The sequence below is a fragment of the Corynebacterium gottingense genome, assembly GCF_002285125.1.
Lineage (GTDB): Bacteria > Actinomycetota > Actinomycetes > Mycobacteriales > Mycobacteriaceae > Corynebacterium > Corynebacterium gottingense.
The window spans coordinates 271,565-296,283 of sequence record NZ_NSGN01000002.1; the positions used below are offsets into that span (position 1 = coordinate 271,565).

Annotated in this window: 22 protein-coding genes and 1 tRNA gene; 9 read left to right on the top strand and 14 right to left on the bottom strand. The window is 67.7% G+C overall.

The window, feature by feature from the left end:
• Window positions 1-38 precede the first annotated feature (38 nt).
• The 3 genes from selB to CKJ82_RS03435 form a co-directional block, all read right to left on the bottom strand.
• Window positions 39-1,817, bottom strand: coding sequence for a selenocysteine-specific translation elongation factor (gene selB / locus CKJ82_RS03425; RefSeq protein ID WP_240510662.1), 1,779 nt, complete (start codon window positions 1,815-1,817; stop codon window positions 39-41).
• A complete protein-coding gene (gene selA, locus CKJ82_RS03430; RefSeq protein ID WP_205691359.1) occupies window positions 1,814-3,109 on the bottom strand; it encodes an L-seryl-tRNA(Sec) selenium transferase in 1,296 nt (431 codons plus the stop codon). Before selA ends, selB begins: the two co-directional genes overlap by 4 nt.
• Window positions 3,110-3,132: 23 nt before the next feature.
• A tRNA-Sec gene (locus CKJ82_RS03435) sits at window positions 3,133-3,227 on the bottom strand.
• A gap of 24 nt (window positions 3,228-3,251) precedes the next feature.
• Here CKJ82_RS03435 and selD point away from each other — a divergent pair.
• A complete protein-coding gene (gene selD / locus CKJ82_RS03440; protein WP_095537021.1) occupies window positions 3,252-4,244 on the top strand; it encodes a selenide, water dikinase SelD in 993 nt (330 codons plus the stop codon).
• Here selD and nrfD read toward each other — a convergent pair whose 3' ends face one another.
• From nrfD to fdnG, 3 genes are read right to left on the bottom strand one after another with little or no spacing between them, the layout of a single operon-like run.
• Entirely contained in the window at window positions 4,245-5,336 is a 1,092-nt protein-coding gene (gene nrfD, locus CKJ82_RS03445; RefSeq protein ID WP_095537022.1) for an NrfD/PsrC family molybdoenzyme membrane anchor subunit, read from the bottom strand.
• Window positions 5,337-6,314, bottom strand: a complete 978-nt coding sequence (locus tag CKJ82_RS03450; RefSeq protein ID WP_240510663.1) for a 4Fe-4S dicluster domain-containing protein — start codon at window positions 6,312-6,314, stop codon at window positions 5,337-5,339. It abuts the gene before it with no gap.
• Window positions 6,315-6,359: 45 nt separating this feature from the next.
• Entirely contained in the window at window positions 6,360-9,629 is a 3,270-nt protein-coding gene (gene fdnG, locus CKJ82_RS03455) for a formate dehydrogenase-N subunit alpha (protein ID WP_205691368.1), read from the bottom strand.
• A 166-nt stretch (window positions 9,630-9,795) separates the two neighbouring features.
• Here fdnG and CKJ82_RS03465 point away from each other — a divergent pair, with 166 nt between their 5' ends.
• Entirely contained in the window at window positions 9,796-11,265 is a 1,470-nt protein-coding gene (locus CKJ82_RS03465; RefSeq protein WP_240510664.1) for a DUF4185 domain-containing protein, read from the top strand.
• Window positions 11,266-11,289: 24 nt separating this feature from the next.
• Here CKJ82_RS03465 and CKJ82_RS03470 read toward each other — a convergent pair whose 3' ends face one another.
• From CKJ82_RS03470 to CKJ82_RS03480, 3 genes are read right to left on the bottom strand one after another with little or no spacing between them, the layout of a single operon-like run.
• Window positions 11,290-12,315, bottom strand: a complete 1,026-nt coding sequence (locus tag CKJ82_RS03470; RefSeq protein WP_095537024.1) for a Dyp-type peroxidase — start codon at window positions 12,313-12,315, stop codon at window positions 11,290-11,292.
• A gap of 25 nt (window positions 12,316-12,340) precedes the next feature.
• The gene (locus tag CKJ82_RS03475) at window positions 12,341-13,102 is read right to left on the bottom strand and encodes a MerR family transcriptional regulator (RefSeq protein ID WP_095537025.1); all 762 of its coding nucleotides are present in this window, start codon (window positions 13,100-13,102) and stop codon (window positions 12,341-12,343) included.
• Between the two features lie 34 nt (window positions 13,103-13,136).
• A complete protein-coding gene (locus CKJ82_RS03480) occupies window positions 13,137-13,874 on the bottom strand; it encodes a DUF429 domain-containing protein (protein WP_095537026.1) in 738 nt (245 codons plus the stop codon).
• Between the two features lie 41 nt (window positions 13,875-13,915).
• Here CKJ82_RS03480 and CKJ82_RS03485 point away from each other — a divergent pair, with 41 nt between their 5' ends.
• The 7 genes from CKJ82_RS03485 to CKJ82_RS03515 all read left to right on the top strand — a co-directional run bounded on the left by CKJ82_RS03485 (window position 13,916) and on the right by CKJ82_RS03515 (window position 21,931).
• Window positions 13,916-15,358 carry a DHA2 family efflux MFS transporter permease subunit gene (locus CKJ82_RS03485; RefSeq protein ID WP_240510665.1) on the top strand — a complete coding sequence of 481 codons (1,443 nt, stop codon included), beginning with the start codon at window positions 13,916-13,918 and terminating at the stop codon, window positions 15,356-15,358.
• A gap of 143 nt (window positions 15,359-15,501) precedes the next feature.
• A complete protein-coding gene (locus CKJ82_RS03490) occupies window positions 15,502-16,044 on the top strand; it encodes a DUF1707 SHOCT-like domain-containing protein (protein ID WP_095537028.1) in 543 nt (180 codons plus the stop codon).
• A gap of 88 nt (window positions 16,045-16,132) precedes the next feature.
• Window positions 16,133-16,663, top strand: coding sequence for a DUF1707 SHOCT-like domain-containing protein (locus tag CKJ82_RS03495; RefSeq protein ID WP_095537029.1), 531 nt, complete (start codon window positions 16,133-16,135; stop codon window positions 16,661-16,663).
• A gap of 51 nt (window positions 16,664-16,714) precedes the next feature.
• Window positions 16,715-17,851 (top strand): PQQ-binding-like beta-propeller repeat protein, encoded by a 1,137-nt coding sequence (locus CKJ82_RS03500; RefSeq protein ID WP_095537030.1) that lies wholly within the window; start codon window positions 16,715-16,717, stop codon window positions 17,849-17,851.
• A gap of 157 nt (window positions 17,852-18,008) precedes the next feature.
• A complete protein-coding gene (locus CKJ82_RS03505; RefSeq protein ID WP_095537031.1) occupies window positions 18,009-19,991 on the top strand; it encodes a 5'-nucleotidase C-terminal domain-containing protein in 1,983 nt (660 codons plus the stop codon).
• 32 nt (window positions 19,992-20,023) lie between these two features.
• Window positions 20,024-20,770 carry a spermidine synthase gene (locus CKJ82_RS03510; RefSeq protein WP_165765364.1) on the top strand — a complete coding sequence of 249 codons (747 nt, stop codon included), beginning with the start codon at window positions 20,024-20,026 and terminating at the stop codon, window positions 20,768-20,770.
• A 45-nt stretch (window positions 20,771-20,815) separates the two neighbouring features.
• Complete coding sequence (locus CKJ82_RS03515; protein ID WP_133064005.1) at window positions 20,816-21,931, top strand: FUSC family protein; 1,116 nt, start codon at window positions 20,816-20,818, stop codon at window positions 21,929-21,931.
• Here CKJ82_RS03515 and CKJ82_RS03520 read toward each other — a convergent pair.
• From CKJ82_RS03520 to CKJ82_RS03540, 5 genes are read right to left on the bottom strand one after another with little or no spacing between them, the layout of a single operon-like run.
• On the bottom strand, window positions 21,864-22,364 hold the full coding sequence (locus CKJ82_RS03520; protein WP_095537033.1) for a 2'-5' RNA ligase: 501 nt from the start codon (window positions 22,362-22,364) through the stop codon (window positions 21,864-21,866). The genes CKJ82_RS03515 and CKJ82_RS03520 overlap by 68 nt on opposite strands.
• 21 nt (window positions 22,365-22,385) lie before the next feature.
• Entirely contained in the window at window positions 22,386-22,850 is a 465-nt protein-coding gene (locus CKJ82_RS03525; protein ID WP_133064006.1) for a hypothetical protein, read from the bottom strand.
• A 32-nt stretch (window positions 22,851-22,882) separates the two neighbouring features.
• Window positions 22,883-23,371, bottom strand: a complete 489-nt coding sequence (locus CKJ82_RS03530; RefSeq protein ID WP_095537035.1) for a GNAT family N-acetyltransferase — start codon at window positions 23,369-23,371, stop codon at window positions 22,883-22,885.
• 11 nt (window positions 23,372-23,382) lie between these two features.
• The gene (locus CKJ82_RS03535) at window positions 23,383-23,832 is read right to left on the bottom strand and encodes a VOC family protein (protein ID WP_095537036.1); all 450 of its coding nucleotides are present in this window, start codon (window positions 23,830-23,832) and stop codon (window positions 23,383-23,385) included.
• Window positions 23,833-23,879: 47 nt separating this feature from the next.
• Complete coding sequence (locus CKJ82_RS03540; RefSeq protein ID WP_165765365.1) at window positions 23,880-24,683, bottom strand: CPBP family glutamic-type intramembrane protease; 804 nt, start codon at window positions 24,681-24,683, stop codon at window positions 23,880-23,882.
• Window positions 24,684-24,719: the final 36 nt, after the last annotated feature.

Below are 24,719 nucleotides of genomic sequence, written 5' to 3' on the forward strand. Positions count from 1 at the left end.
GGCGGGGCGTTTTCAACGTCTAATAAGGTTTCGGGGTTTCAACGCAGCGCCCGGAGGTTGCCGTCGAGGCGGCGGGTGATGCCGTGGGCGTCGAGAAGCTCGAGCAGCGGAATCGCCACGCGGCGGGTCGTGTCCCACACGCGGCGCGCCTGCGAGGCGGTGAAGGGCGAGTCGAGGTCGCGCAACAGCTCCGCGGCGCGGGCGGGGGCCGAGACAAGCAGCACGACGCCGTCGCCGAGGCGCACGATGCGGCCCGCGCGCTCCGCCGCTGCCAACTCCTTCTCCCCCACGTTCCAGCGCGCGAGGTCCGCCGCCTCCGGCGCGCGGAACGGTTGGGCGCGCAGGTGCTCCTCCAGGCGGGCCACGCCCGGTCCCAGGTCCCGCTGCGCGCCGCTGGTCACCACCCCGCCGGCGAGCGTGAGCTTGGCCGCCGCGGCAGCCAGCGCGAGCAGCCTCGGGTCGGGCAGCCCAAGCAGGTCGGACGCCGCGCCGGCCGAGAGGCCCGCGGAGAGCGGGTTGTCGCGCTCGTGCTCCGCCACCGCCGCCGCCAGCTCGCGCTTCCACGCCATCACCTGGCTCGCGCGGACCCAGTACCCGGCGAACGCCACCGCGCCCGCCGGCGGCGCCGCCGGCACGTCGAACCCGAGCCGAGCCAGGTGCGCAGGCGTGACCGCCACGCGCCGCGCGATCTCCGCGTCCAGCGACGGCAGCGCGGGCAGCTGCTCGGAGCGGCGCCTGCCGTCGCCGCGACGCCGCAGCTCCGGCGGGTCCGCGTCGACCACACGCACGCCCGCCAGGATGTGCTGGGCGCCGGGGCCGCGGAGCACGAGCGCGTCGCCGAGCGTGAGCGGCAGCGGCCGGTCGAGCACCAGCCGCACGTAGTCGGCGCCGAACGGCCGCACCTTCGCCGGGACCTGCGCGGTGCCGACGTGCGCGACCAGTTCGTGCGGGAGGTTGGTGGCGGGTTGGCCGGTGGTGACGTGGGCGTCGATAAGCGAGGTCTGCTCCCACGCGCCCGGGGGGCACAGCGCATCGCCGCGACCGAGGTCCTCGGCGCTCACCCCGCGCAGGTTGAGCGCGACGCGCATCGCGGGGGCGGCCGCGCCGATCGGCGTGTCCTCGGACTGGATGCCCCGCACCTGCACGTCCCGCGCGCCGAGCCGCAGCGTGTCGCCGGGGCGGATCGTGCCCGCGGTGAGCGTGCCGGTGACCACGGTGCCCGCGCCCTTGATGGTGAATGCGCGGTCGACCCACAGTCGCACGCGCGCGTCCGGGTCGGGCCGCGGCGCGCTTCGCAGCTTATCGACGCACACGCGCCCCAACTCCACCATCCCCTCGCCCGTGCGGGCGGAGACCTCGACGACCGGCGCGCCCTCCAGCGTGGTGCCGGCGACGTGACGCGCGATCTCGGCGCGCACCTCGTCTCGGCGCGCACGGCCGGCGCGATCGGCCCTGGTCATTGCGATGACTGCGTCGGTGATGCCGAACGCGTCGATGGCGGCGGCGTGGTCGGTGGACTGCGCCATCCACCCCTCGTCGGCCGCGATGACGAAGAGGACGGCGGGCGCGGGGCCGACGCCGGCGAGCATGTTGGCAATGAAGCGCTCGTGGCCAGGCACGTCGACGAAGGCCACGTCGACGGGGTCGCCGGCTCCCTGCGGCAGTCGGGCCCAGACGAAGCCGAGGTCGATGGTGAGTCCGCGCTGCTTCTCCTCTTCCCAGCGGTCCGGCTCCATCCCGGTGAGCGCCTTGACCAGGGTGGACTTGCCATGGTCGACGTGGCCCGCGGTTGCCATGACGTACGTCGGGGGCGTCATGGCTGCCCCGCTTCGGCGACGGCGCGGGCGAGCTCGGCGTCCCGCGCGGGTGGGATGCAGCGCAGGTCGAGCAGCAGCGCGCCGTCGTGGACGCGGCCGAGGACAGCGGGGCGCTGGAGGCGGAGTGGCTCGGCGAGCGACTGGTCAACCGCCACCGCCCAGCCGGCGAGCGGCACGCCGGGCGCTCCCCCGCCGCCGACGCGGCCGTCGTGCGGCACGACGCACGCCTCCGTGCCGCGCTCCTGCAGCGCCGCGGCGAGCGCGTCGGCGCGGGTGCGCAGCTTGTCGGGGTCGGCGTGCAGCGCCGCTGAGGTGGGTGTGTTCCGCAGCCGGACGGTCGCTTCGAGCGCGGCGAGGCGCAGCTTGTCCACGCGCACCGCGCGCGCCAGCGGGTGCCGCCGCAACCGCTCGACGGCGTCCTTGCGCCCCAGGATCACGCCCGCCTGCGGCCCGCCGAGCAGCTTGTCGCCGGAGAAAAGGACGATGTCGGCGCCGGCGCGCAGCGCGGTGGTGGCGTCGGGCTCGTCGGGAAGCGCCGGGTCCGGGCGCAGCAGCCCGGAGCCCGTGTCCACGATGAGGGAAAGCTCGTGCGCGTCGGCGATGTGGCGCAGCCGCGCCACGCCCGCCTCGGCGGTGAAGCCGTGGACTCGGTAGTTGGACGGGTGCACCTTGAGGATGGCGCTCGCGCCCGATGCGGCGCGCTCGTAGTCGTGCGGGTGCGTCCGATTCGTTGCGCCCACCTCGACGAGCTCGACGCGGGCCGACTCGATGAGCTCCGGCAGGCGGAACCCCGCCCCGATCTCGATGAGCTCGCCCCGCGAGATGAGCACGCGGCCGTGCTCCGCCAGCGCCGCGTTGGCTAGCAGGAGCGCGCCCGCGCCGTTGTTGACCACCAGCGCATCCTCCGCCGCCGGGCACGCCGCGAGCAGCGCGTCGCGCGCGCCCGCCCCGCGGTTGCGCGACCTGCGGCCGGTCGCGAGGTCCATCTCCACGTCCACGTAGCCCGCGGCGTCGACGAGGGCGTCGACGGCCTCCGGCGCGAGTGCCGCGCGCCCCACGTTGGTGTGCACAACCACGCCCGTCGCGTTGAGCACCGGCGTCATAGAGGCGACACCCTTGCCAACCAGTGCGAGGAAGTAAGACTCGGCGGCGTGGGGTGGGATAAGGTGGCGTCGACAAGCGTCTTGCGTTGTGCGCGCGAGGGACTTGAGCGCGTGCGCGGCGAGCGGCGTGTCCTGCGCCAACGCCAGCAGCGCGTCGGTGCGGGGGATGTGGCGGCGCGTGTCGGTCAAGCTCGTGTCCTCCTCGAAAAGCGTGGCGGAGACGGACAGGAATCGAACCTGCCAGGTCGAGCTGCTCGGCCTCACCAGTTTTGAAGACTGGGGCGCCCACCAGGACACGTACGCCTCCGCGCAAAACGCTACCATAGGCCACATGAGCACCACGAACCCCAAGATTCGCCTCACCCAATTCGCCGCCGGCGGCGGCTGTGCCTGCAAGATCCCGCCCGGCGAGCTGGAAGACGCCGTCAAGGGCCTCGTCGGCGTGCACGACCCCAGCGTGATCGTCGGCCTGGACGACGGCGATGACGCCTCCGCGATCCGCGTGCGCGATGACCTCGCCGTCATTTCCACCGCCGACTTCTTCACCCCCGTCGTGGACGACGCGTACACCTGGGGAAAGATCGCCGCGGTCAACGCGCTTTCCGACGTCTACGCCATGGGCGGCACCCCCATCACCGCCATCAACCTGCTTGGCTGGCCGCGCGACGTCCTCCCGCAGGAGCTCATCCGCGAGGTCCTCCACGGCGGGCTCGACGGCGCGAGCGCGGCCGGCATCTCCGTCACCGGCGGGCACTCCATCTCCGCGCCCGAGCCGATCTACGGCATGTCCGCCACCGGCACCATCGACCCCGCGCGCCTCATGCGCAACGACGCCGCCGCCCCCGGCCTGCCCATCACGCTGACCAAGCCGATCGGCTCGGGCCTGCTGAACAACCGCCACAAGGCCACCGGCGAGTGGTTCGACGAGGCGGTCGAGGTCATGACCACGCTCAACCGCGACGCCTCCCGCGCCGCCGTCGACGCCGGTGCGCGCGCCGCTACCGACGTCACCGGCTTTGGCCTACTCGGCCACCTGTACAAGATGGCGCGCGCCTCCGGCGTCGACGCGGTCATCGACCACACGAAGGTGCCGCTTATCGACGGCGCACGCGACACCCTTGCCCAAGGCTTCATCCCGGGCGGTTCGCAGCGCAACCTGGACTGGGTGCGCCCGCACGTAGATGCCGACGGCATCAACGAAGAAGAATTGCTCCTGCTCGCCGACGCGCAGACCTCCGGCGGCCTCCTGGTTATCGGCGAGGTGCCCGGCTACCCCATCATCGGCGAAACCACCGAGGGCACCGGGCGCGTGCGCGTGCGCTAGCTAGGACGCGGTGGTGATGGAGTCACCGACCTGGCCGGCCTCCTGGCGGGCGCGCAACCTGGCGCGCTGCGGCTCGACTACGTACTTCGGGTCCTCGGTGGAGCGCTTGCCAGCGGCGATGATGCCGAAACGGGTCAGGCACGACGCCGCAGCCAGCGCGACACCGCTCGCCGCCGCGACCGCGCGGCGCTTCCCGCCGAACACCGCCCCGAGCCCGCCGGCGATGACCAACGCCTCCGCAGCCTTGAGGAACTTCCCCGCCTTGCCGTGCTCCACCGTCTCTTCCAACGGCTCAGTCAGCCTGCGGGTGAGCACTGACGACGCCACCACGTCCGCCACCGCACCAACCCCGGCCAGCGCGCGGGCCGGGCCGTTGTTCGCGGCGGAAGTCGTCACCAGCGCAGCACCCGCGGACGCGCACGCCGCCGAGGAGACGAACAGGTTGGGCAGCTCCTTGTGCGCGTCCTGCCACATGGGCACGGACGTGTTACCAAGCAGCACCGCGGTGTAGACGGCCAGCGGCGCGCCCATCAGCCCGGAGGCGACGCCGGCTGGGGTGGCCAGCGCGTGCAGGAGCTTCCGTGTCGGCCCAGGCAGCGGGGCCCGCTCGCCGGTGAGCGCGTCCGCCTCCGCCGCGGCGGCGACCATCGCGCCGCCGGAGAAGGCACCGAGGATCCAGGACCCCACCGACATCGGCGAGGACAGCTTGAACACGCGGAACATGTTGAGCAGGCGCTCGGGGCGCCCGAGGTCGATGACCAGGCAGCCGGATCCCACCGCCGCGGCAACCGCCGCGGTCAGGCGCGTGTTGCGCTGCAGCTCCCTGTTGCCGGTCGCGCCGGCACCCACGGCCAGCAGCGAGGACCCGCCCGCCATGCCGCCCAGGAATAGGTAGACGCCGATCGGCCATTCCCACGGCGGGAATTTCACAATCGGCCGCCCGTAGTAGGAATCGTACTGCTCAAAGTCCGCGCGCGGCACCATGAGCTCCTCGCCGCGCCGACGCTTCTTGCCGCCGTAGCGGGTCGAACCGCCGCGCCGCTTCGGTCCGCGCGGCGGCTCCGGCGGGCGGAAGGAATCGAACTCTGCCATCTACTTTCCTCCGATCACGAATGCCGCCGCGGCGGCGCCGACGAGCCCCGCGGCCGCGACGACGGCCCGCTTGGCCATCTCGGGCAGGTTTGCGGTGGGCACCTCGGGGTCCGGCGGCAGGCCGTAGACCTCGGGGGCGTCGAGAAGCAGGAAGATCGAGCCGGTGCCGCCCACGCCGTCGTCGCTGTTGGCGCCGTAGAGCCGCGCCTCGGTCATGCCCTGTGCGTGCAGCTCGGTCACGCGCGCCTTCGCGGCGGCGAGCATCTCGGTGTAGGTGCCGTACTGGATGGAGTTGGTCGGGCACGTCTTCGCGCACGCCGGCCCCTCGCCGACCTGTTGGCGGTCGAAGCACATTGTGCACTTCTGCGCCACGCCGACGTTCTTGATTGGCGCGACCTCGCCGACGGTGAAGTCGTCTCCTACCTTCGCACGCTCGTTGCGCTTTTGCACCCCGCCGTCGGCGCGCCGCTCGATCACTCCGAACGGGCAGCCGGCCACGCACGTTCCGCAGCCGTTGCACACGTCGTCCTGCACCACCACGGTGCCGTGCTCGGTGCGAAACAGCGCGCCCGTCGGGCACACATCCAGGCAGCCCGCGTTGGTGCAGTGCTTGCACACGTCCGACGACATCAGCCAGCGGAAGTCCGGGGTGTCTGGCAGCTGGGGCTCATGCTTATCGACGCCACCGTCACCCTCCCCCGATGCGCCCGGCATCCCCGGCATCCCGAGCGTGACCAGCTTCTTGCCTTCCTCGCGGGCGTTGGCAATCTGCTCCTCGCTCTGTTCGATGAACGCCACGTGGCGCCACGTGTTCGCCCCGAGGGAGCCGGTGTTGTCGTACGACATGCCCGACATGGCGTAGTCGCCGTCCTGCGGGTTGCGGTTCCACTCCTTGCAGGCCACCTCGCAGGCCTTGCAGCCGATGCAGATTGAGGTGTCGGTGAAAAACGCTTTGCGCTGCTCACCGTCGTAGCCCACATTGGAGGGCGATTCTGTGATCCGGTTTTTCGTCTGCAACTGGTCTTAGCCCTCCTGGTTCGACATGTTGTCCTTCGTGGGGTCGTCCTTGGCTGCCGAGGCGTCGCCTTGTCCCTGGCGGACGGCGGCCTGCGACGTGGCGTCGTGAAGCACTGTGCCCGTGTTCTCGTCCAGGCCGGCGCGCTGCTGGTACTCGCGCACCAACTCGACGCGCGCGGCACCGCGGGGCCGGCGGCCGGGGCGGATGTCCACGGCCGAGACCTTGGAGGCCTGGATGTTCACGTTCGGGTCCAGCATGATGCCGAGCAGGTCGTTCGGCCCGTCGCCAGCCACCTCAGCGTAGTTGCCGCGACCGTAGTGGAACGGCATGCCGATCTGCTCAAACGCGCGGTTGCCAACGGTGAGCGTCTTGATGCGGTCGGTGACCAGGACACGCGCCTCAATGGCGTTGCGCGGCGAGACGATCGTCGCCCACTCCCCGTTTTTCAGCCCGACGCGCTCCGCCAGCTCCGGCGAGACCTCGCAGAACAGCTCCGGCTGCAGCTCCGCCAAAAACGGCAGCGTGCGCGTCATCGCGCCGGAGGTGTACATCTCGGTCAACCGGTAGGTGTTGAGCATGTACGGGTAGACGTCCGTGCCCGGCTCGCCGTAGTTCGGCGCCGACAGGTTGTGCTCCCCGCGCATCACGATGCGCGACGGCGACTGCTGCTGGCCGTAGAGCACGTTGGGGAACGGTGACTCCTGCGGCTCGTAGTGCGTGGGCATCGGGCCGTCCACCATGCCGGTGGGCGCGAAGAGCCATGCGCGGCCGTCGTCTTGCATGATGAAGGCGTCGTTGCCCGCGATAGCGGCGGGCCCCACGGCGTCGCGCTCCGGCTTATAGCCGGGGGCGCGGTCCACGGGGAAGTCCACGATGTCCTTGGAGACCCACCGCTCCTCGTCTTCATCCCACCAGGCGAGGCGCTTGCGCTCGGACCAGGGCTTACCGTCCTCGTCCGCCGATGCGCGGTTGTACAGCACGCGGCGGTTCATCGGCCACGCCCAGCCCCAGTCCAGGGCCATCTCGTCCTGCTCCTGGCCGGGGCGCTTCTTCGCCGAACGGTTCACGTCGCCGGCGAACACGCCGCAGTAGATCCAGCAGCCGGACGCCGTCGAGCCGTCCGCCTTGAGGTCTGCGAATTTGTCCACCATCTGGCCCTTGCGCGGGCCGTCGATGTAGTAGCCGTTGATCTCGCGCAGCACGGACTCGGGATCGATCTCGCCCTCGGCATCCGTCTCGTAGTCCCACGTGATCCGCTGCAGCGGGATGTCGCGCGGATCCGTCGAGTCCTTCACGCGTTCCTTGATGCGCTGCCCCAGCTCGTAGAAGAACTGCAGGTCACTGTCCGCATCCCCCGGCGCGTCCTTCGCCTTGAAGCGCCACTGCAGGAGGCGCTGGGTCTGGGTAAACGTGCCCGCCTTCTCCACGTGGTTCGCCGCCGGGAAGAGGAACACCTCCGTGTCGATCTCCTCGGTGACCAGCTCGCCGGACTTGATCTCGGGCGAGTCCTTCCAAAACGTCGCGGTCTCGATCTCCTGGAAGTCGCGCACGACCATCCACTTGAGCTTGGACATGGCCAGTCGCTGCATCCGCCCGTTCGACTGCGCAACGGCGGGGTTCTGGCCGAAGACGAAGTAGCCGTCGATAAGCCCCTGGTCCATGAGCTGCAGGGTGTGGTAGGTGGAGTGCGCGCCCGTCAAGCGCGGCATGAGGTCCATGCCCCAGTTGTTGTCCTCGGTGGCGGCATCGCCCCAGTAGGCCTTCATCAGCGAGACCGCGTAGTTCTCGCCTTGCTGCCATAAGCCTTTCTGGTCGCGCTTGGACACGGCGTCGAGGTACTGGTCCCACGTCTGCACCGTGGACTGCGGCATGGGCAGGTAGCCGGGCAGTAGGTGGAACAGCGTGGGCACGTCCGTGGAGCCCTGGATGGAGGCGTGCCCGCGCAGCGCCATGATGCCGGATCCGGGGCGGCCCACGTTGCCCATGAGCAGCTGCAGGATCGCGCAGGTGCGGATGAACTGCGCGCCCATGGTGTGCTGGGTCCAGCCGAGTGCGTACGCGAAGCAGGTGGTGCGCTCGCGCCCGGAGTTTTCCACGATGGAGTCCGCCAGGTAGAAGAAGTCCTCCTGCGAGATACCGCAGGCCTGCTCCACCACCTCGGGCGTGTAGCGCGAGTAGTGGCGCTTGAGAATCTGGAAGACCGTGTTGGGGTCCTCCAGCGTCGGGTCCGTCTTATTGTCCCACGACACCTTCGCATCCCACGCCTTCTGCGGCTGCCACGTCGCGTTGTCGTAGGCACCGGTCTCCGGGTCGTACCCGGAGAACAGCCCGTCGAGGTCCTCGGTGTCCTGGAATTCCTCGCTGATCAGCGTCGAGGCGTTCGTGAACGCGGTGACGTAGTCGCGGAAGAACAGGTCGTTCTGCAGCACGTAGTTGATCACCGCGCCGAGCAGCACGACGTCCGAGCCGCCGCGGATGGGCACGTGCTTGTGAGCGATTGCCGACGTCCGCGTAAACCGCGGATCAACGTGAATGATCCTGGCGCCGCGCGCCTTCGCCTCAATGACCCACTGGAACCCGACCGGGTGTGCCTCGGCCATGTTCGAGCCTTGGATCACAATGCAGTCCGCATTGGCCATGTCCTGCAGCGGCTGGGTTGCGCCGCCGCGTCCAAACGAGGATCCCAAACTGGGAACCGTGGACGAGTGTCATATGCGGGCCTGGTTCTCAATCTGCACCGCGCCAGAGGCGGTCCAGAGCTTTTTGATCAGGTAGTTTTCCTCGTTATCCATGGCCGCGCCGCCGAGCCCGGCGATGCCCATGGTGCGGCGCAGCGGCCGCCCTTCCTCGTCAAAATCCTGCCACCCGTTCTTGCGCGCCTCCATAAAGCGGTCGGTGACCATGTCCAGCGCGGTGTCGCGGTCCAGCGTCTGCCATTCCGTGGCACCGGGGGCGCGGTAGAGAATCTCGGTGAGGCGCCCCGGCGCGTTCACCAGCTGCTCGGAGGCAGCACCCTTGGGGCAGAGACGCCCGCGGGAGTGCGGCGAATCCGGGTCGCCCTCGATCTGGATGACTTTCTCATCCTTGACGTACACGCGCTGACCGCAGCCGACGGCGCAGTACGGGCACACGCTCTTGACCACCCGGTCCGCATCTTCAATGCGGCCCTTCAGGTCTTTGCTTTTCGACGATTCCGTATTCGCTCCACGAGCGAAAAGGTCACCGTCCCGCACCTGGCGCACCACCGGCCAGTTCAAGGGGCTGAAACGAGACATGCCCCTCAGATTAGCCAAGTTTCGCGCCTTCGACGAGTTTCACACCCGATACACAGACACGTGGTACCCCCGTTTCACAATGCCCTACGCAATCGCAGCCACTTTGATACATTCATTGTGCTTCTTATAAGTGCCCTTACTCACCCCAAGTTTGAACAGAGACAGCATGCACTCCTCTTCCCGCCGCCGCGCACTGCTGTGCGCCGCCGTCGCCAGTTCCATCGCCCTCTCCTCAGTCGCCGCCCCGCAGGCAGCCCAGGCGCAGAAGATTCAGCTTGAAGGCCCGGCTGACTTCTTGGATACCCTGGACAATGCAGAGGAGACGAGCGATGCGATCAGCTCCGACCCTGAATCCGCGGCGGAACTGCACGTCGAGAACTTTGCCGGCCAGGCGGCCGTAAATACCTCCCGCCCGGTGGCGATGCCAAACGGCACGACTGTCCAGGTCAAGGGCGACATCCTCGGCCCCTGGACGGAGGGCATCGGGATGGGCGCGACCGACCTCGGCGTGATGGCGCCGCTGGATGACCGCGAGTACGCGATGGTCTTCGGCGATTCCTTCACCGGCAAGGCGTTTGGCAAGGGCACCTGGATGAGCCCCACCGGCGTCATCGCCCAAACCGACAGCGACGGCTTCGTTACTGTTCAGCGGCCGATGAACAGCGGCAGCAAGGTGGAAAAGCTGATCAGCTACTACCAGGAGGGCAACCTCACGCTCATCCCGTCGGACATCATCAATATCGACGGCACGCTGTACATGCAGGCGATGTGGAACAACGGCATCGGCAACGTGAGCAACACCCAGATCTGGAAGTCCACGTCCCGCGGCCGCGAGTGGACGTCGATCGGCTACACCGGCAACAGTTACATGGGCGGCATGGGCGACCTGATCAGCTGGGAGGAGGGCGACGACGGCTACATCTACGCCGTCTCCTCCTCCTTCAAGCGCGCCGACCCGGTCTACCTGTCCCGCTTCAAGCTCGAGGACATCGACGATCGCACGAAGTGGGAGCTCTACGACCCGGACACGGACAACTGGACCGATGAGGCCGCCCCGATCCTGTCCAAGAACGTCCAGGCCGGTGAGATGAACCTGCGCTACATCCAGGGGTACTGGGTGCTGGTGATGTTCAATGACGCGACCGACGCGATCGAGGTGCGCATCTCGGACACGCTGGAGCGCGACTGGAACGACGTGCCGGTCTCCACCATTGCCAAGGCGGGAAGCTGGAGCGACAAGCAGTCCCCCACCAACTGGTCGCAGCCCTACGGCGGCTACATCGTTCCGGGCTCCACCATCGACAACTTGGACGTCGTCGTCTCGCAGTGGAATACCAACACCAACAAGCGCTACATGTCCACGCAGTTCAACGTGCGCGGGCTGGACACGTTCTACGGGATCGACTCGAGCGAGCTTCCGCCACTGCGCGAGGTGGTCCCGGCGAAGGACGAGCCGACCGGCCGAGGTAATGGTGGCGGCGGTGGCGCGTCCCTGAGCGCCAACATGGATGAAGAGACGGAGCGCATCGTCACCATCGTCGGCGTGCTTGCCGGCATCGCCGCGCTCGCCGCGATGTCCTTCCCGTACTGGCGCGGGGCGCTCCCGCCGCAGCTGCGCGAGTTCCTGCACATCTAGCTGCGCCGGGCGACGCGCCCCGGTTTACTCGCCGTAGATGACCTTGCCCTGCGAGGCCGTGGTGGCGGGCTGGGGCGCGGCCGGGGTCTCCTCCTCGGGGAGGAACTCCGGCTTGGCGTGGTCGGCAGCCTCCTCCAGGAACTTCGCGGAGGGGGCGAAGAAGTTCACGCCGGTGAGCGCCTCGGAGAAATCGAGGATGCGGTCGTAGTTGCCCTCCGGCTCACCGATGAACATGCGGCGCAGCATGAGCTCGGTGATGCGCACGTCCTTGGCGTAGCTCATAAAGTAGGTACCCTGGTTGCCCATGGCGTCGCCGAAGCTCAGGTTGTTGCGCACGATCTCCAGCGACTCGCCGTTTTCGTCCTTCACGGAGTTCAGCGCCACGTGGGAGTTGGCGGGCTTGACGTCTTCGCCCATCTCCACGTCCGAGTGCTTGGTGCGACCGATGACCTTCTCTTGCTCCTCCACCGGCAGGTCGTTCCACGCCTTGAGGTTGTGGATGTACTTCTGCGCCACAATGTAGGAACCGCCGGCCCAGTCGCCGTCCTTGATCAGCGCGGTTTCTACGCCAGCCTGCCCGCGCGGGGACTCGGTGCCGTCGACAAAACCGAGCGGGTCACGGAAGTCCTGGTACTGGAACGCGTGGACCTCGTCGTACTCGGCCACCGCGCCCTCCAACTGCGCGTTGATACGCCGGGCGAGCTCGAAGGCGACGTCGTACTCGTCGGCGCGAATGTGGAAGAAAAGGTCGCCGGGGGTGGACGGCGCGTGGTGCTTCGCCCCCTGCAGCTCGCGGAAGGGGTGCAGGCCCTCCGGCTTCGGGGTGGTGAACAGGCGGTCCCACAGGTTCGCGCCGATGCCCACCACGGCGCTCAGCTGTGCCTCGGGCCAGCGGAACCCAACGCCGTTGACCAGGCCCTTCAGGCCGGTGATGACCTCGAGCGCCTGCTTCTCGGTGCCCTCGTTGAGCGTGACGGTGAGGAAGATCGCGTCCTTGGACTGAGGAAGGATGACAGTTTGCGAAACGTCTGCTGAGTACTTTTCGTTCATGGCCCCTACCCTACGCGGTGGGTGCCTACCACTGCGGAGCGTCCAGGTCCACGCCCGCGGCCTCGGCGTGCGCGGTGATGAGTTCGAGAAGGTAGTCCTGGGCTCCGTCGAATGGCTTGTGGAAGCGCTCGTCGCCGACGTACATGCGGGCGAGGATCAGCTGGCGCGCCGGGGTGACCTCGTACCACTGCGCGATCGAGTCGCGGTGTTTCGCCACAATGCGTTCTGCCTCCTCCGAACCAGGTACGACGCCTGCGTCGCGGGCGTCGACCAGCTCGGCGGCCAGCTCCTCTTGCTCGCGCTTGAGCTGTTCCGCCTTCGATGCATCCATGCGGGCCAGCGCGTCCTGGGACTGCTGCCACTCCGCGGTGTCGCCCCAGCGCTGCTGCGCCTCCTCCTGATGGGCGGCGAACTCCTCGCCGAAATAGTGCTTCATGTCAGACATGCTGAGCGTTCCTTTCTTGTGTTTGCGGATCAACGTCTCGACCGCGTCCAGCTGCGCCTCGAGGGAGTCGCGCTGGTGCACCAGGGCCTCGCGGTGGGCGCTAAGGGCGCGTGCGAGGTGGGACGGGGAGGCTTCGAGAAGCACTGCGACCTGTGCGAGTGGGACCCCGATTCCCTGGTAGAGGGCAATCGCGGCGCCCCGCTCGAGGTCGGATGCGTGGTATTGGCGGTAGCCGGTGCTGGTGCGCTCCGGCTGCATGAGTCCGAGCGCCTCCCAGTGGCGCAGAGCTTTCGGCGTGACGCCGAGGATCTCGGCGGCCTCTCCGATGGTGGTTGCGGTCATGGTGATCAGTGAACAGGTTGCCGTAGGGACAAGGTCAAGCGGACGGGCGCGGCACCCACACCCAGCCCTCTTCCGCGACGAGTTCCGCCTGATCAGACGGCGGTGGTATGCAACGTCCGGCACGCACCTCTCGCGCGACGAGCGCGGCAATGACCGCGTCGAGGCAGTCCGCATTATCGGTGACACCCGCCTCCCGCCCAGCCCAATCCAGCTCGAAGCGCTCGGTGAGTCCCGCCGCAATCTCCTCGCGAGCACCGCGCCCCGCGACGTCCGCGCCCTTGTACCCGCGGTGGCGCAGCCCCCACTGCTTCAGCGCAGCCGCCGGATAGACCTCGGCGACCCGGCCGTGCCCGTCGCGGTCCACGTTGGCGCCCGCCGCGCGCAACCGCGACTCCACTCCAGCCCAGCGCAGCGCCGGGTGCGCGATGCGCTCGGCGGCCACCGGCAGCGGAGTCACCCCGGCGTTGCGGCGCACCTCTAGGTCGGTGAAGCGGTTGACCAGGCGGCGGCGCTCGTCCGGGCCGTAGGTCGCCGGGTCAGCCACGCGCTGGTCCGCGTGCGCACTCACGAACTCCCGAAACGCGCGCGGCCATCCGACGGGCACGTCCACGCCAGTGAGCTCGGCGCCGGTCACGAGTGCGATGAGGATGGCGTCGGTGGCGGAGGCGGTGGCGTCGACAAGCGTGAGCCCGGCGGGCGTTTCCTGGATGGTTGCGATGCCGGTCTTGGCCGGGTCGGCGGCGAGGTCAATGCCGGAGAAGGTGCGGTCCATGCGAGAAAGCATATTGCGCGCTGCGGGGTAGAGTGTCCGAGGTGACGCAACAACGATCCCCCTGGCCCGCATTGTGGTCCATGATGCTGGGCTTTTTCATGATCCTGGTCGATTCGACCATCGTTTCCGTAGCGATCCCCGCGATCACCGCCGGGCTCGGCGCGAGCTATAGCTCGGTGATCTGGGTCAACAGCGCGTACCTGCTCGCATACGCGGTGCCGCTGCTGATCACCGGCAGGCTTGGCGACCGCTTCGGCCCCCGCGCCCTCTACATCTCCGGCCTCGCACTCTTCACGCTGTCCTCGCTGGCGTGCGGGCTGGCCGGCACGATCGAGGCGCTCATCGTCGCCCGCGTCTTCCAAGGCCTCGGCGGCGCAATGGTCACCCCGCAGACGATGGCGGTGATGATCCGTACCTTCAGCCCCCGCGAGCGCGGCAGCGCCATGGGTGTCTGGGGCGCGACCGCGGGTGTCGCCACCATCGTCGGCCCGCTGTTGGGCGGGCTGCTTGTCGACGCTTCCGGCTGGCCCTGGATCTTCTTTGTCAACGTCCCCATCGGCGTGATCGGCCTGGTGCTCGCGTGGATTTACGTCCCGCGCCTCGAGCTCACCTCCCGCAGCCTCGACTGGCTCGGCGTGGTGCTGAGCGCAGCGGGCATGTTCTGCCTCATCCTGGGCATCCAAGAGGGTGAGCGCTTCAACTGGGACTGGCGCGCGCTCGGTCTCATCGCCGGCGGCCTGGTCCTGCTCGGTACGTTCGTTGCGTGGCAGTCGCGCACTCGTCGCGACGCGCTTGTGCCGCTCGCCCTCTTTGCGGACCGCAACTTCTCGCTCTCCGCGGTCACGATCGCCACGGTGGGCTTTACCGTGTCGACGTACATGATCCCGTGGATGATCTACATCCAGTCCGTCCAAGGCTTCTCCCCCACCTGCGCCGCGCTCCTTCTCGTGCCCGCGGGGCTGGTCTCGGGCGTGCTGTCGCCCTGGATTGGCAAGCTCACCAACACGCACCAGCCCAAGCCATTCGCCATCGCGGGCCTGACCATGTTGGGCCTTTCGGTGGCGATGACCGCCTGGATCGCCGACCCGACGATCAGCCCGTACTGGCTGCTCGCCATCTCCGTGCTCAACGGCGTGGCGAACTCGATGGTGTGGGGACCGCTGTCCATGATTGCCACGCGCAACCTCGCGCCCGCGCTCGCCGGCGCCGGCTCCAGCGTGTACAACACGCTGCGCCAGGTGGGCGCCGTCATTGGCTCCGCCGCGATCGCCGCGCTCATGGACGCGCAGCTCAACGCCCAGCTCGGCCCCGGCGCGGGCGAGGCGACCGTCGGCGGCGCCGGTGCGAGCAGCGGGATGCCGGCGGCGCTCCACGCCCCGTTCGCACTCGCCATGTCACACTCGCTGCTCCTCCCGGCCGCAGTCTCGCTGCTGGGTGCCGTGATGGCCTGCTTCTTCGCACGAACGAAGAGCTGGAACGACTAGGCGCCCTCCGACTGCTGTCGCATCCGACCACCCCACGTTCGCACGATCGTACGAATCTTCGGTGGAATGTCGGTCCTGGTGTTCGCCCCTCCCGCTGGTCTCCACCCCGAGAGACACACCGCACCGCAACGGAAGGAAGCACCATGACCGAACACCCCAGCATTCGCGTTGGCGACCGCGAGCGATCCTGCGCCCTGTCCCGGTTGAGCATTTACTTCGCCGAGGGCTACCTCAGCGTCGACGAATTTGATGAGCGGGCTCAGCGTGTTGCAGCCGCTACCACCCGAGGAGAGCTTGACGGCATTTTCAGCGACCTCCCTTCACCGCCGCCCCAGGAGGAGCTCAAGGAACTGAAACGGGCCAGGTCCCTGACCGCGTTTCCCCGCGAGAGGGAATTGGAGAACAAGCTGTTCCGCCGGGAAATTCGGGACTCCGCCCTTTGCCTTACATTCGGCCTCGGTACCGCATTGTTTTTCCTGCTCAAGTTCGGGTTCGGCATAAGTTTCGCCTGGCTGGCGTGGCCAATCATCGGACTCCCCTGCATTGCGATTGTGGCATCCGCTGGCCGCACTCGAGAGGAAGATGCAATCAACAAGGAATTGCAGCAGTTGGTAGACCTCGAACACGCTGAGAAGGTCGAGAGACTCCACATCGCATACGATCGCCAGCAAACGCTCGGCCTCTAGGGAGACTGCCTCGATAAGGCTCGGTGGGCTGCAATACACGCCTTAAGTTAGGGTGTCGGAAGCAGTTCCCGAACGAAAGGATGTCCCCGTGGCCGAGAGTCCCGAGATGCGTATCGGCGACCCAGAGCGTACCTCCGCCCTCGACCGCCTCGGCGAGCACTTCGCCGACGGCTACCTCGACGTCGCCGAGTTCGACGCCCGCACCGCCCGCGCCGCGTCCGCAACCACTCGCGGTGAGCTCGCTGCGCTTTTCAGCGACCTCCCGCACCCCTCCAGCGGCGGCATCCTCGAGCAGCGCGACAATTCCCCCTCGGTAAACGCAGCGCGCGAGGCGGAGCTCGAGCGAAAGCTGAAGGTGAAGCGCAACTGCGATATTGCTGCAGGCGCCATCGTCAGCTGCGGTGCGGCCGTGTTTTTCCTGCTGCAGTTCGCCTTCCACGTGTCGCTGGCCTGGGTCGCCTGGCCGGTCGCGGCCATTGCGGCACTCGCGGTTTACACCATCGCCGGAATCTCCGATGAAGAGTACGACGTGCTCGAAGAGATAGAGAAGAAGGATAAGTCGGAGCGGGCGGAGCGACTCCGCATCGCCTACGAGCGCCGCAAGGAGCTGGGCAAGTAGACTCCCCTCAACGCACCAACATGTGTACAGGCTGCTTGTACACTGTGGCGTGTGAACCTTCGACGCCTTCCTGCCCCCACGAGCGCGCTTCTCGTTGCTGCGCTCACCGCCGTCTCCCTTACCGCCTGCAGCTCCGGCGACGGGGAGCGCGAAACCGTCGTGGTGAAGTCCACGACCTTTGTGAACCCGGACGGGTCCGAGGTCGATCCCGAGGACTTCCCCGAGTGGGCGAAGGAACCCAGCTCTTCGCAGCAGTCCGGCGAGGGCGATTGGAAGAGCGAGTACGAGAACGTCATCGCGCACCCGGACGAGTACGCATTTGACACCGACGCGCTGGTAGAGCCCACGGGCAAGTACAGCTACGCCCTGATCGAAGCAACCGGCGACGGGACGCCCGAGCTGCTGCTGAAGAAGGACTCGCGCGAGTTCGCGCCCGTGTTGGTCTTTCACCTGGATGAGGAGGGCAAGGCCCGCCCCTCGTCGCCGGTGTTGTTGGACGGGGTGCGCTCCGCTGGCGGCAGCCGCGCTGCGGTGTTCGCGTCCGCGTCGCAAAACGGCCTCTACCAGGAGGACCACTACTCCACCCAACCGGATGCGAACTTCCAGCTCTACTCCGTCGACGGCGACACGTTGACCAAGGTTGGTGCCCCAGAGGAAGCCCACATCGATGCCATCCCGGAGAAGTACCAGCAGATCACATGGACCTCGACGACCGATCCGTCGGCGCTGCAGCAGGGGGCACCTGCGGCAGCAGCCCCGGCAGAAGGTGCGCAAGATGAAGCTCCCGCGGATGACATGGTTCTCGGCGAAGGTGAGTTCGTGGGCACCGTCGAGGAGCTCACCATCGAGGAAGCACTGGCCCAAGCTGGCGCTGATGATCCGTCAGCGCCTGAATCCGGCAGCAAGTACTGGGTGCTGCACTTCGATGGCCCACAGGATATCTCGGCAAACAAGGGCGGGTCGCGGGGGCCGGTGACGCAAACTACGGAGTACATGCGTTTGGGGTACTCGGAGATCACCTCCTACGGAAATCATGAGGCCGGCACTGAGTGGGCACAGTACGTGGGCAAGCGCGTGAAAGTTTCGCTCGATCCCAGCACGTTGTCGTGGCCAAGTGACGTGAGCTACCCACTCGGGTCACTCAGGTTCACCTCCGAAGGAGCAGACTACGAGGTCACTGAACTCTAGGCGCGTACGAGTCTCGGCAGCGGGACGTCGATAAGCACCAAGCCCCTAACGGTCACCCGAAATTTACCGGCAAGACACCCTGCGGAAAGCAAGGCTTTCTAAGTTTTATGGCAGCGTTTTGTGCTGCTCCCACCAGTTCGTCAGAAAGGCCCGACCCGTGCGCTTCCGCCGCAACGTCCAACTCCTCGCCACCACCACAGCCGCCGCGCTCGCCGTCTCGCTGGCGCCCGCTGCGCTCGCTGCCGATGACACCGCAGAGTTCACCATCTCCAACATCACCGACTTCCACGGTTATTGGAAGCCCACCGACAAGGTGCCCGGCGCGGCGGCGCTGAAGTGCTCCGTGGACAAGGCCGCCGAGGGCAAGACCCACATCTTCACCTCCGCGGGCGACAACATCGGCGCCTCTCCCTTCGAGTCGATGCTGCTGGATGACCAGCCGACGCTGGACCTGCTCAATCTCATGGGGCTAAAAGTCTCCGCGATTGGTAACCACGAGTTTGACCACGGCGCATCGGACGTCGAGGAGCGCGTGGTCAAGCAGGCCGACTTTGACTACCTGGGCGCGAACGCCCACACCATCGACGGCGTCAAGGACTACACGGTCGAGGAGCTCGACGGCGTGAAGGTCGCCTTCGTGGGTACCGTGACCGACGACATGCCGAACTTGGTCTCCCCCGACAACATCAAGGGCATTACCTGGGATAACCCGGTCGAGACCACCAACGCGCTGGCGAAAAAGCTGAAGGACTCCGGCGAGGCAGACGTTGTCGTCGCGCTCGTGCACGAGGGCAACCTCGGGCCGGACGACTTCAGCAAAGACGTCGACCTCGCGTTCCTCGGCCACACCCACCAGGTCATCGAGCCCGGTCAGACCAGTCCCGTAGTCATCCAGGCCGGCGAGTACGGCAAGCACCTGGCCAACGTCGATCTTTCCTTCGATCGCGCGACCAAGAAGGCGACCGTCAAGCACGCAGAGCTTCTCGACGCCGACGCTATCCGCGCCTGCGACACCCCCGAACCGGAGGTCGACGCCATCATGCAGCAGGCCGAGGAGAAAGCTGGCGCGGAGGGCGAGCGCATCGTCGGCAATGCGGGCACCGCCTTCTACCGCGGCGCGAAGGAAGGTAAGGAATCCGGCTCCTCCGTGGGCGTGGAATCCCAGCTGAACAACTTCGTCGCGGAGATCACCCGTTGGGGCGTGGACCAGAACTCCGCGATCACGCCCGACATCGGTGTGATGAACGCGGGCGGCGTGCGCTCGGACCTGGAGCAGGGCGACGTGACCTACGCCGACGCCTTCGCAGTCCAGCCGTTCGGCGGCGAGAACACCTACGTGGAGATCACGGGCAAGGACTTCGTCGACGCGCTCGAGCAGCAGTGGCGCGACGGCGACTCCATGCCGTTCGCCGCGCTCGGTGTGTCCGACAACGTCACCTACACCTACGACCCGGAGGCGCCGCAGGGCTCGCGCATCACCTCGGTCACCGTCGACGGCGCGCCGATCGACCCGGCGAAGAAGTACGTCATCGCCGGCTCCACCTTCATCCTGGGCGGCGGCGACCACTTTGAGGCGTTCACTCGCGGCACCGCACCGGCCAGCCTGGGCTACTTGGACCTCAACGCCCTCGTCGAGGCGCTCGGAGCAGACAAGGCGAAGGCCCCGCGCGGCGGCCAGTCCAACGTCGGCGTGCACCTGGACGCCCCGCTGACCGCGGGCACGTCCGCGACGATCAACCTCTCCTCGCTGCAGTACACACTTGGCGAGACCGCGAAGCAGGTCACCGTCTCGCTCGGCGATGCGACGGCAACCGCAGACATCGACCCGGCCTACGGCCCGGAGGGGATGAATGAAAAGGGCAAGGCGACCGTGGCTCTCGACGTCCCGGATGACATGTCCGGTCCCCAGGAACTGCACGTCACCACCGACGCGGGCACCGACGCGACCGTCCCGGTCGAGGTCGCACCGGCGCAGGACGCCGACGAGCCGGGCACCCCAGCCCCCGCAGGCAGCTCCGCCGCGGACCTCGCCTGGATCCTGCCGGTTGCGCTCGCCGGCCTCGCCGGCCTGGGCAGCCTCATCGCGCTGCTTCTGCCACAGCAGGTCGACCAGGTGCTCGGACCGATTGCCAAGCGTTAAGGCCACTCCGCTCATGACTGCCGGTGATGCACATGGGCCGCGGTAAGCCGCGCGCCGAGAAACGGCACATCACCGGCACCTATTCCATCGACACGGGCACCGCCGCGATCGTGGCGGACCCGTCCCGCGACGGTGGCTACACCCTCGAGGTCAACAACGTCCCGTCTTCCTACGTGGTCCCCGGCGCGCCCGAGGTGCTGGAGTACGACTACATTCGCTGGTTCGCCCAGCTCATCAGCGCGCACGAGGCGGCCGGCAACCTCCCGCGCCCGTTCACCGCCGTGCACCTCGGCGCCGCGGGCTGCACATTCGCATCGTTTCTCCAACAACGCTACCCGGATTCCACCAACGTTGCCGTCGAGCTGGACAGCGCACTCGCCGACCTCGTGCGCTGGGCGTTCGACCCGCCGGTGCAGCTCGCGGTTGCAGAAGCCCGGGCGTTCACGCACGCGCTTGCGCCCGGCTCCGTCGACGTGATCGTCCGCGACGTCTTCGCGGGGCCGGACACGCCCCGCGCGTTGACCACCGTCGAGTTCTTCACCGCCGCGCGGCGCGCCCTGCGCCCTGGTGGCCTATTCATGGCCAACATCGGCGACACGGAGGGGTTGCCGCGCACCCGCGCCGAGCTCGCCGGCCTGGAACTCGTCTTCGGCCACACCGCCGCTCGCTCCGAGGGTCGGGGGTACGGGAATGTGGTCGTGGGGGCGTCGACAAGCAGCATTGCGCTCGACGGGGCCTTGCTTATCGACGCCAACGAGTGCGCCCCACTCCGCGACTGATTACAGTGTTGCGAGTTCCCGAAGCGAAGCGACAGGAGGCCAACGTTGCACCATTTCAGCCCGCTGTTTCAGATGGGGCCTGCGAAGCGCGACCATATTCCCGCGTTCCGCACCGCGCTCGGCGTGGCGATCCCGATGTTTACACTGCTGGCGCTTGGACGACTTGACCTGGCAATTTACGCAAACTTCGGCGCGTTCACCGGCGTGTACGGCCGCCACGCCACCCCGCAGGTGCGGCGCAAGCACCATCTGCTGGCCGGGAGCGCGCTGACCCTGTCGGTGACGATCGGCGCAACAATTGCCTGGTTGGGCCTCAGCCCCTGGATCTTGTTGCTGGTCAGCTCGCTGGTGTCCTCGGTGTGGGCGACGATTGCGCTCGCGGCCGATATGAAGCCGACCGGTTCCGTCTTTGTGATCTTCTCGGTCGCCGCAGTCGGCTCGCTGCGCGACCCGGTGCACCCGCTCATGGCGTTCGGCATCGCGGGCAGCTCGGCGCTGCTCTGCCTGGCACTCGGCCAGTGTTCCCAGTACATCGGCGAGGGTCCCGGCGGCAACGCGAAGGCCCCCGAGCGCCCGTCGCGCGCCCCCGACGCCGGCCCCGTGCCCCGCAAGCGGCTGCGCGTTGAGGCCGCTCGTTTCTTCTTCTCCCCGCTCCTCGCGGGCGTGATCGGACTGTTCTCGGTGATGCTCATCGACCCCCTCTCGCACTTCTACTGGGCGATGGTGGCCGCGGTCGCGCCGCTGGTGAACTCGCGGTTCAAGGTGCAGTACTTCCGCGCGATCGAGCGCGTGCTGGGCACGCTGTCGGGCATCCTGGTCGCGGGCTTCCTGCTCTCGCACCCGATGCAGGGGTGGCAGGTCGTGGTGTGGATCATCGTGCTGCAGTACCTCACCGAGATGTACGTGACCCGCAATTACACCATCGCCGGCAGCTTCATCACCCCAACCGCGCTGCTGATGATCCAGACGGTGCAGGCTGCCCCCGTCGCGCCGATGCTGCTTGCCCGCACGGCTGAGACCATTCTGGGCGCGGCCGCGGCGCTGGTCATCATCGCGATCGGCTACGTACGCAAGTACCCGACCGTGGTGCTCCCTAAAACTGCAGGTCCTGGCCAACAGTCGGCCGGTAGTACACAGCCCGATCCGCAGTCAGCGCCCTGAGGTGCGGGTTCGTCACCTCGGCGAGCGCCCCGATATACCCGGGCACCATTGCCTTTGGTAGGCGCAGCCCCAGCGTCAGGTGCGGTACCCACCGCTCCCCTCGCCCACCAGGGTTCTCTGCGCTGAGCTGCCGGGCGGCGCGCTCGAGCGCCTCCGGCGCCTCGAGTAACCACGCGACCGTCTGCTTGGATTTGGTACCAAAGACGACGGTGCCCACCCGATCCAGTCTCGCGGGGAGCAGTGGCGGCAGCAGCGCCGCCGCGCTTTCTACCACGCTCTGGCGCATCCGTGGTGCAAAGGTCACTGAGATATGGGGACGCTGGTGCTGGCGCGGGAATCCCCGCTGCTCCAGCGCGTCAAAGATCCTGCGGACCTGCTCCTCCTCCGTGTCGGGGAGGCGCAACAGGATGTTTTCCGGCGAGCGCGAGGACATTCCAGTTGATCGTTTCCCGAGTTAGACAAACTCGACCGAATCGAGGAGCTGTTGAAACTCCGGGGCGAGCTCCTGGATCCGGCCCACGTCCGCGGTGAGCGCGAGCATGACCACCCACCGTTGCGCGCCGCCCTGCTCGCGCAAGATGAGGTAGTTCTGCAGCTGGGCGACCTCGCCGCGCGTGCCGTCTTCCGCCGAGGCGGACAGCGTCACCTGCTGCAGGCCCGCATTACCGTCGGGGCTAACCTCCCCCTGCTCCACGCGCGGATTCTGCCCCGCCTGCTCGAGCCGGGCGAGGTTGTCCTTCATCACCGCCTGCATGTCGGCGTCCTCCGCCAGCGCCGCGGTCAGCCCGCTGATGGTCGGCGGCATGAACACGGACTGCTCCGCCTCGGCCGCACGGGCGAGGAGGAAGTCCATGTTCGCGGGCGTGGTCGCCTGGACCCAGTTGCGATTCGGAAGGGAGAATTTGTACTTCGTGGCCATGGTGCCCAAGGGTACGGCACGGCCGCGAATCGCTACGCAGTGCCGGCAGGCGAGCCAAACTCCCGGATGTAGCACAGCATGTCCACGTCCTGGCCCGGCTCAATGTTGGTGTATCCGCGCCGCTCGTAGAAGCGGCGGGCACCGAAATCAACGGCGTCCACGTTGATCTGCACCTCGCCCACGTGCCGTGCGCGCGCCTCAGCCTCCGCGCAGTCCATGAGCCGGGTGCCAATGCCCCTCCCCCGGAGTTCGGGCCGCACGTAGAGCTCATCGAGCGTTGCGATCGGGCCGTCGTAATACGGGCTCGGGCGCAGCGTCAGCAGCGCGAATCCGACGGGCTCGGGCCACTCCGCGAGCACCACGTACCCGTGGTCCCCAGCGATGAGCTCTGCGAACCGCCGCGTGAGCGTGCCCAGCTCCGGGCACGGTGTAGCAAACTCCGCGTTGAAGTCGCGCAGGAGCTTTGCGACGCTCCCCGCCCGGTCAACCCCCGCGACGGCAACCCCCGCCCCGCTGTCCAATCGCAACCGCGCTACGCCTGCGCAGCGTTGGCGCCGTTGTCGCCGCCCGGGGCGGTGACGTTCCACGCGACGTTAAAACGGTCGACCACCATGCCGAAGTGCTCGCCCCACGGCGCCTGGGCGAACGGCATGCGCGCCTCGCCGCCGTCTGCAGCGAGGGCGTCGTAAAGCTTCTTTGCCTCCTCGGGCGAGTCCGCTTCGACGGTGAAGCCGTACTCGCTGGCGCCGAGCTGCTCGCGGTCGTGCTCGAGGTCGTCGCCGCCGGAGATGGTGAACGGGCCGCGCAGCAACGCGTGCGCGACCTTGTCACGGGGTGGTTCGAACGGGAACTGCACGCCGTTGTCCAGCTGCTCGCCGTAGGTGAGGATGCGGAGCTCGCCACCGAAGACGGAGTGGTAGAACTCAAGCATCGCGCGAGCGTTGCCGGGGAATGCGATATAGGTGCATGTGTGAATTGCCATGCGGCCAAGCGTAGACGCACAGCGCCGGTGTTGCCCGGCGGAGGAGGTTACGGGCGCAGGGGGCGCCGTGCTCGACGGAACGCAACGGTGAGCACGACCACCGCGAGCGCCGCCGCGACGAACTGCGTTGCGGTCCCGCCCAGCGATAACGGCACCCCGTAGTCCTGCAGGCTGGCCGCAGTATTCCACGCCGCGTGCGCCGCGACGGCAATGCCGATGCCGTTGAAATACCAGGCGAGCCAGGCGTAGAGCAGGCCATCGAGGAAGAAGTGTGCGAATGCGAGGGGTTCGCTCCAAGCTGCGGGGTGCACGGCAACGAACAGGAGCGCAGCGGCGATCGCGCCGACGAGCGGGTGCCGCGTCCACGCGGTAAAGGCCTGGAACACAAGCCCGCGGAACAGCATTTCCTCGGCAAGCGCGGCAAGCAGAATCGCCACGAGCTCGAGCGGGAACGTACTGGAAAAGCCTGCAAACGCATTGTCCCACGACGAGCCGAACGCGTAGACGCTGATCAGTCCCAGCGTGACGGCTATGACGGCAAACGCCAACAGATATGCCGCGACGAGCGTGAGCGGCCGCAGCGCTTTCCCACTCCACAGCACCGAAGCCGCGGAGCGGCGCCCCACCAGTGTGACTGCCACGAGCACCGCAATAATCTCGACGATCACGGTGGCGTAGGTAAACCAGCCGTCGACGTCCGGAGATGACGTGTCGAGCCCCGCCGCCTCGAGCGAGAGCCCGACGACCACTGTCATCGCGATCACCATGACGATCACGGTGAGCATTTCGGCCAACGGTTTCCACCAGGAGTAGTTCGGTTGCTGTCTTGCGCCGAACGTGAAATCACGCACGCGATCCACTTGAGTTTCCTCTCCTATTCTTTCGGG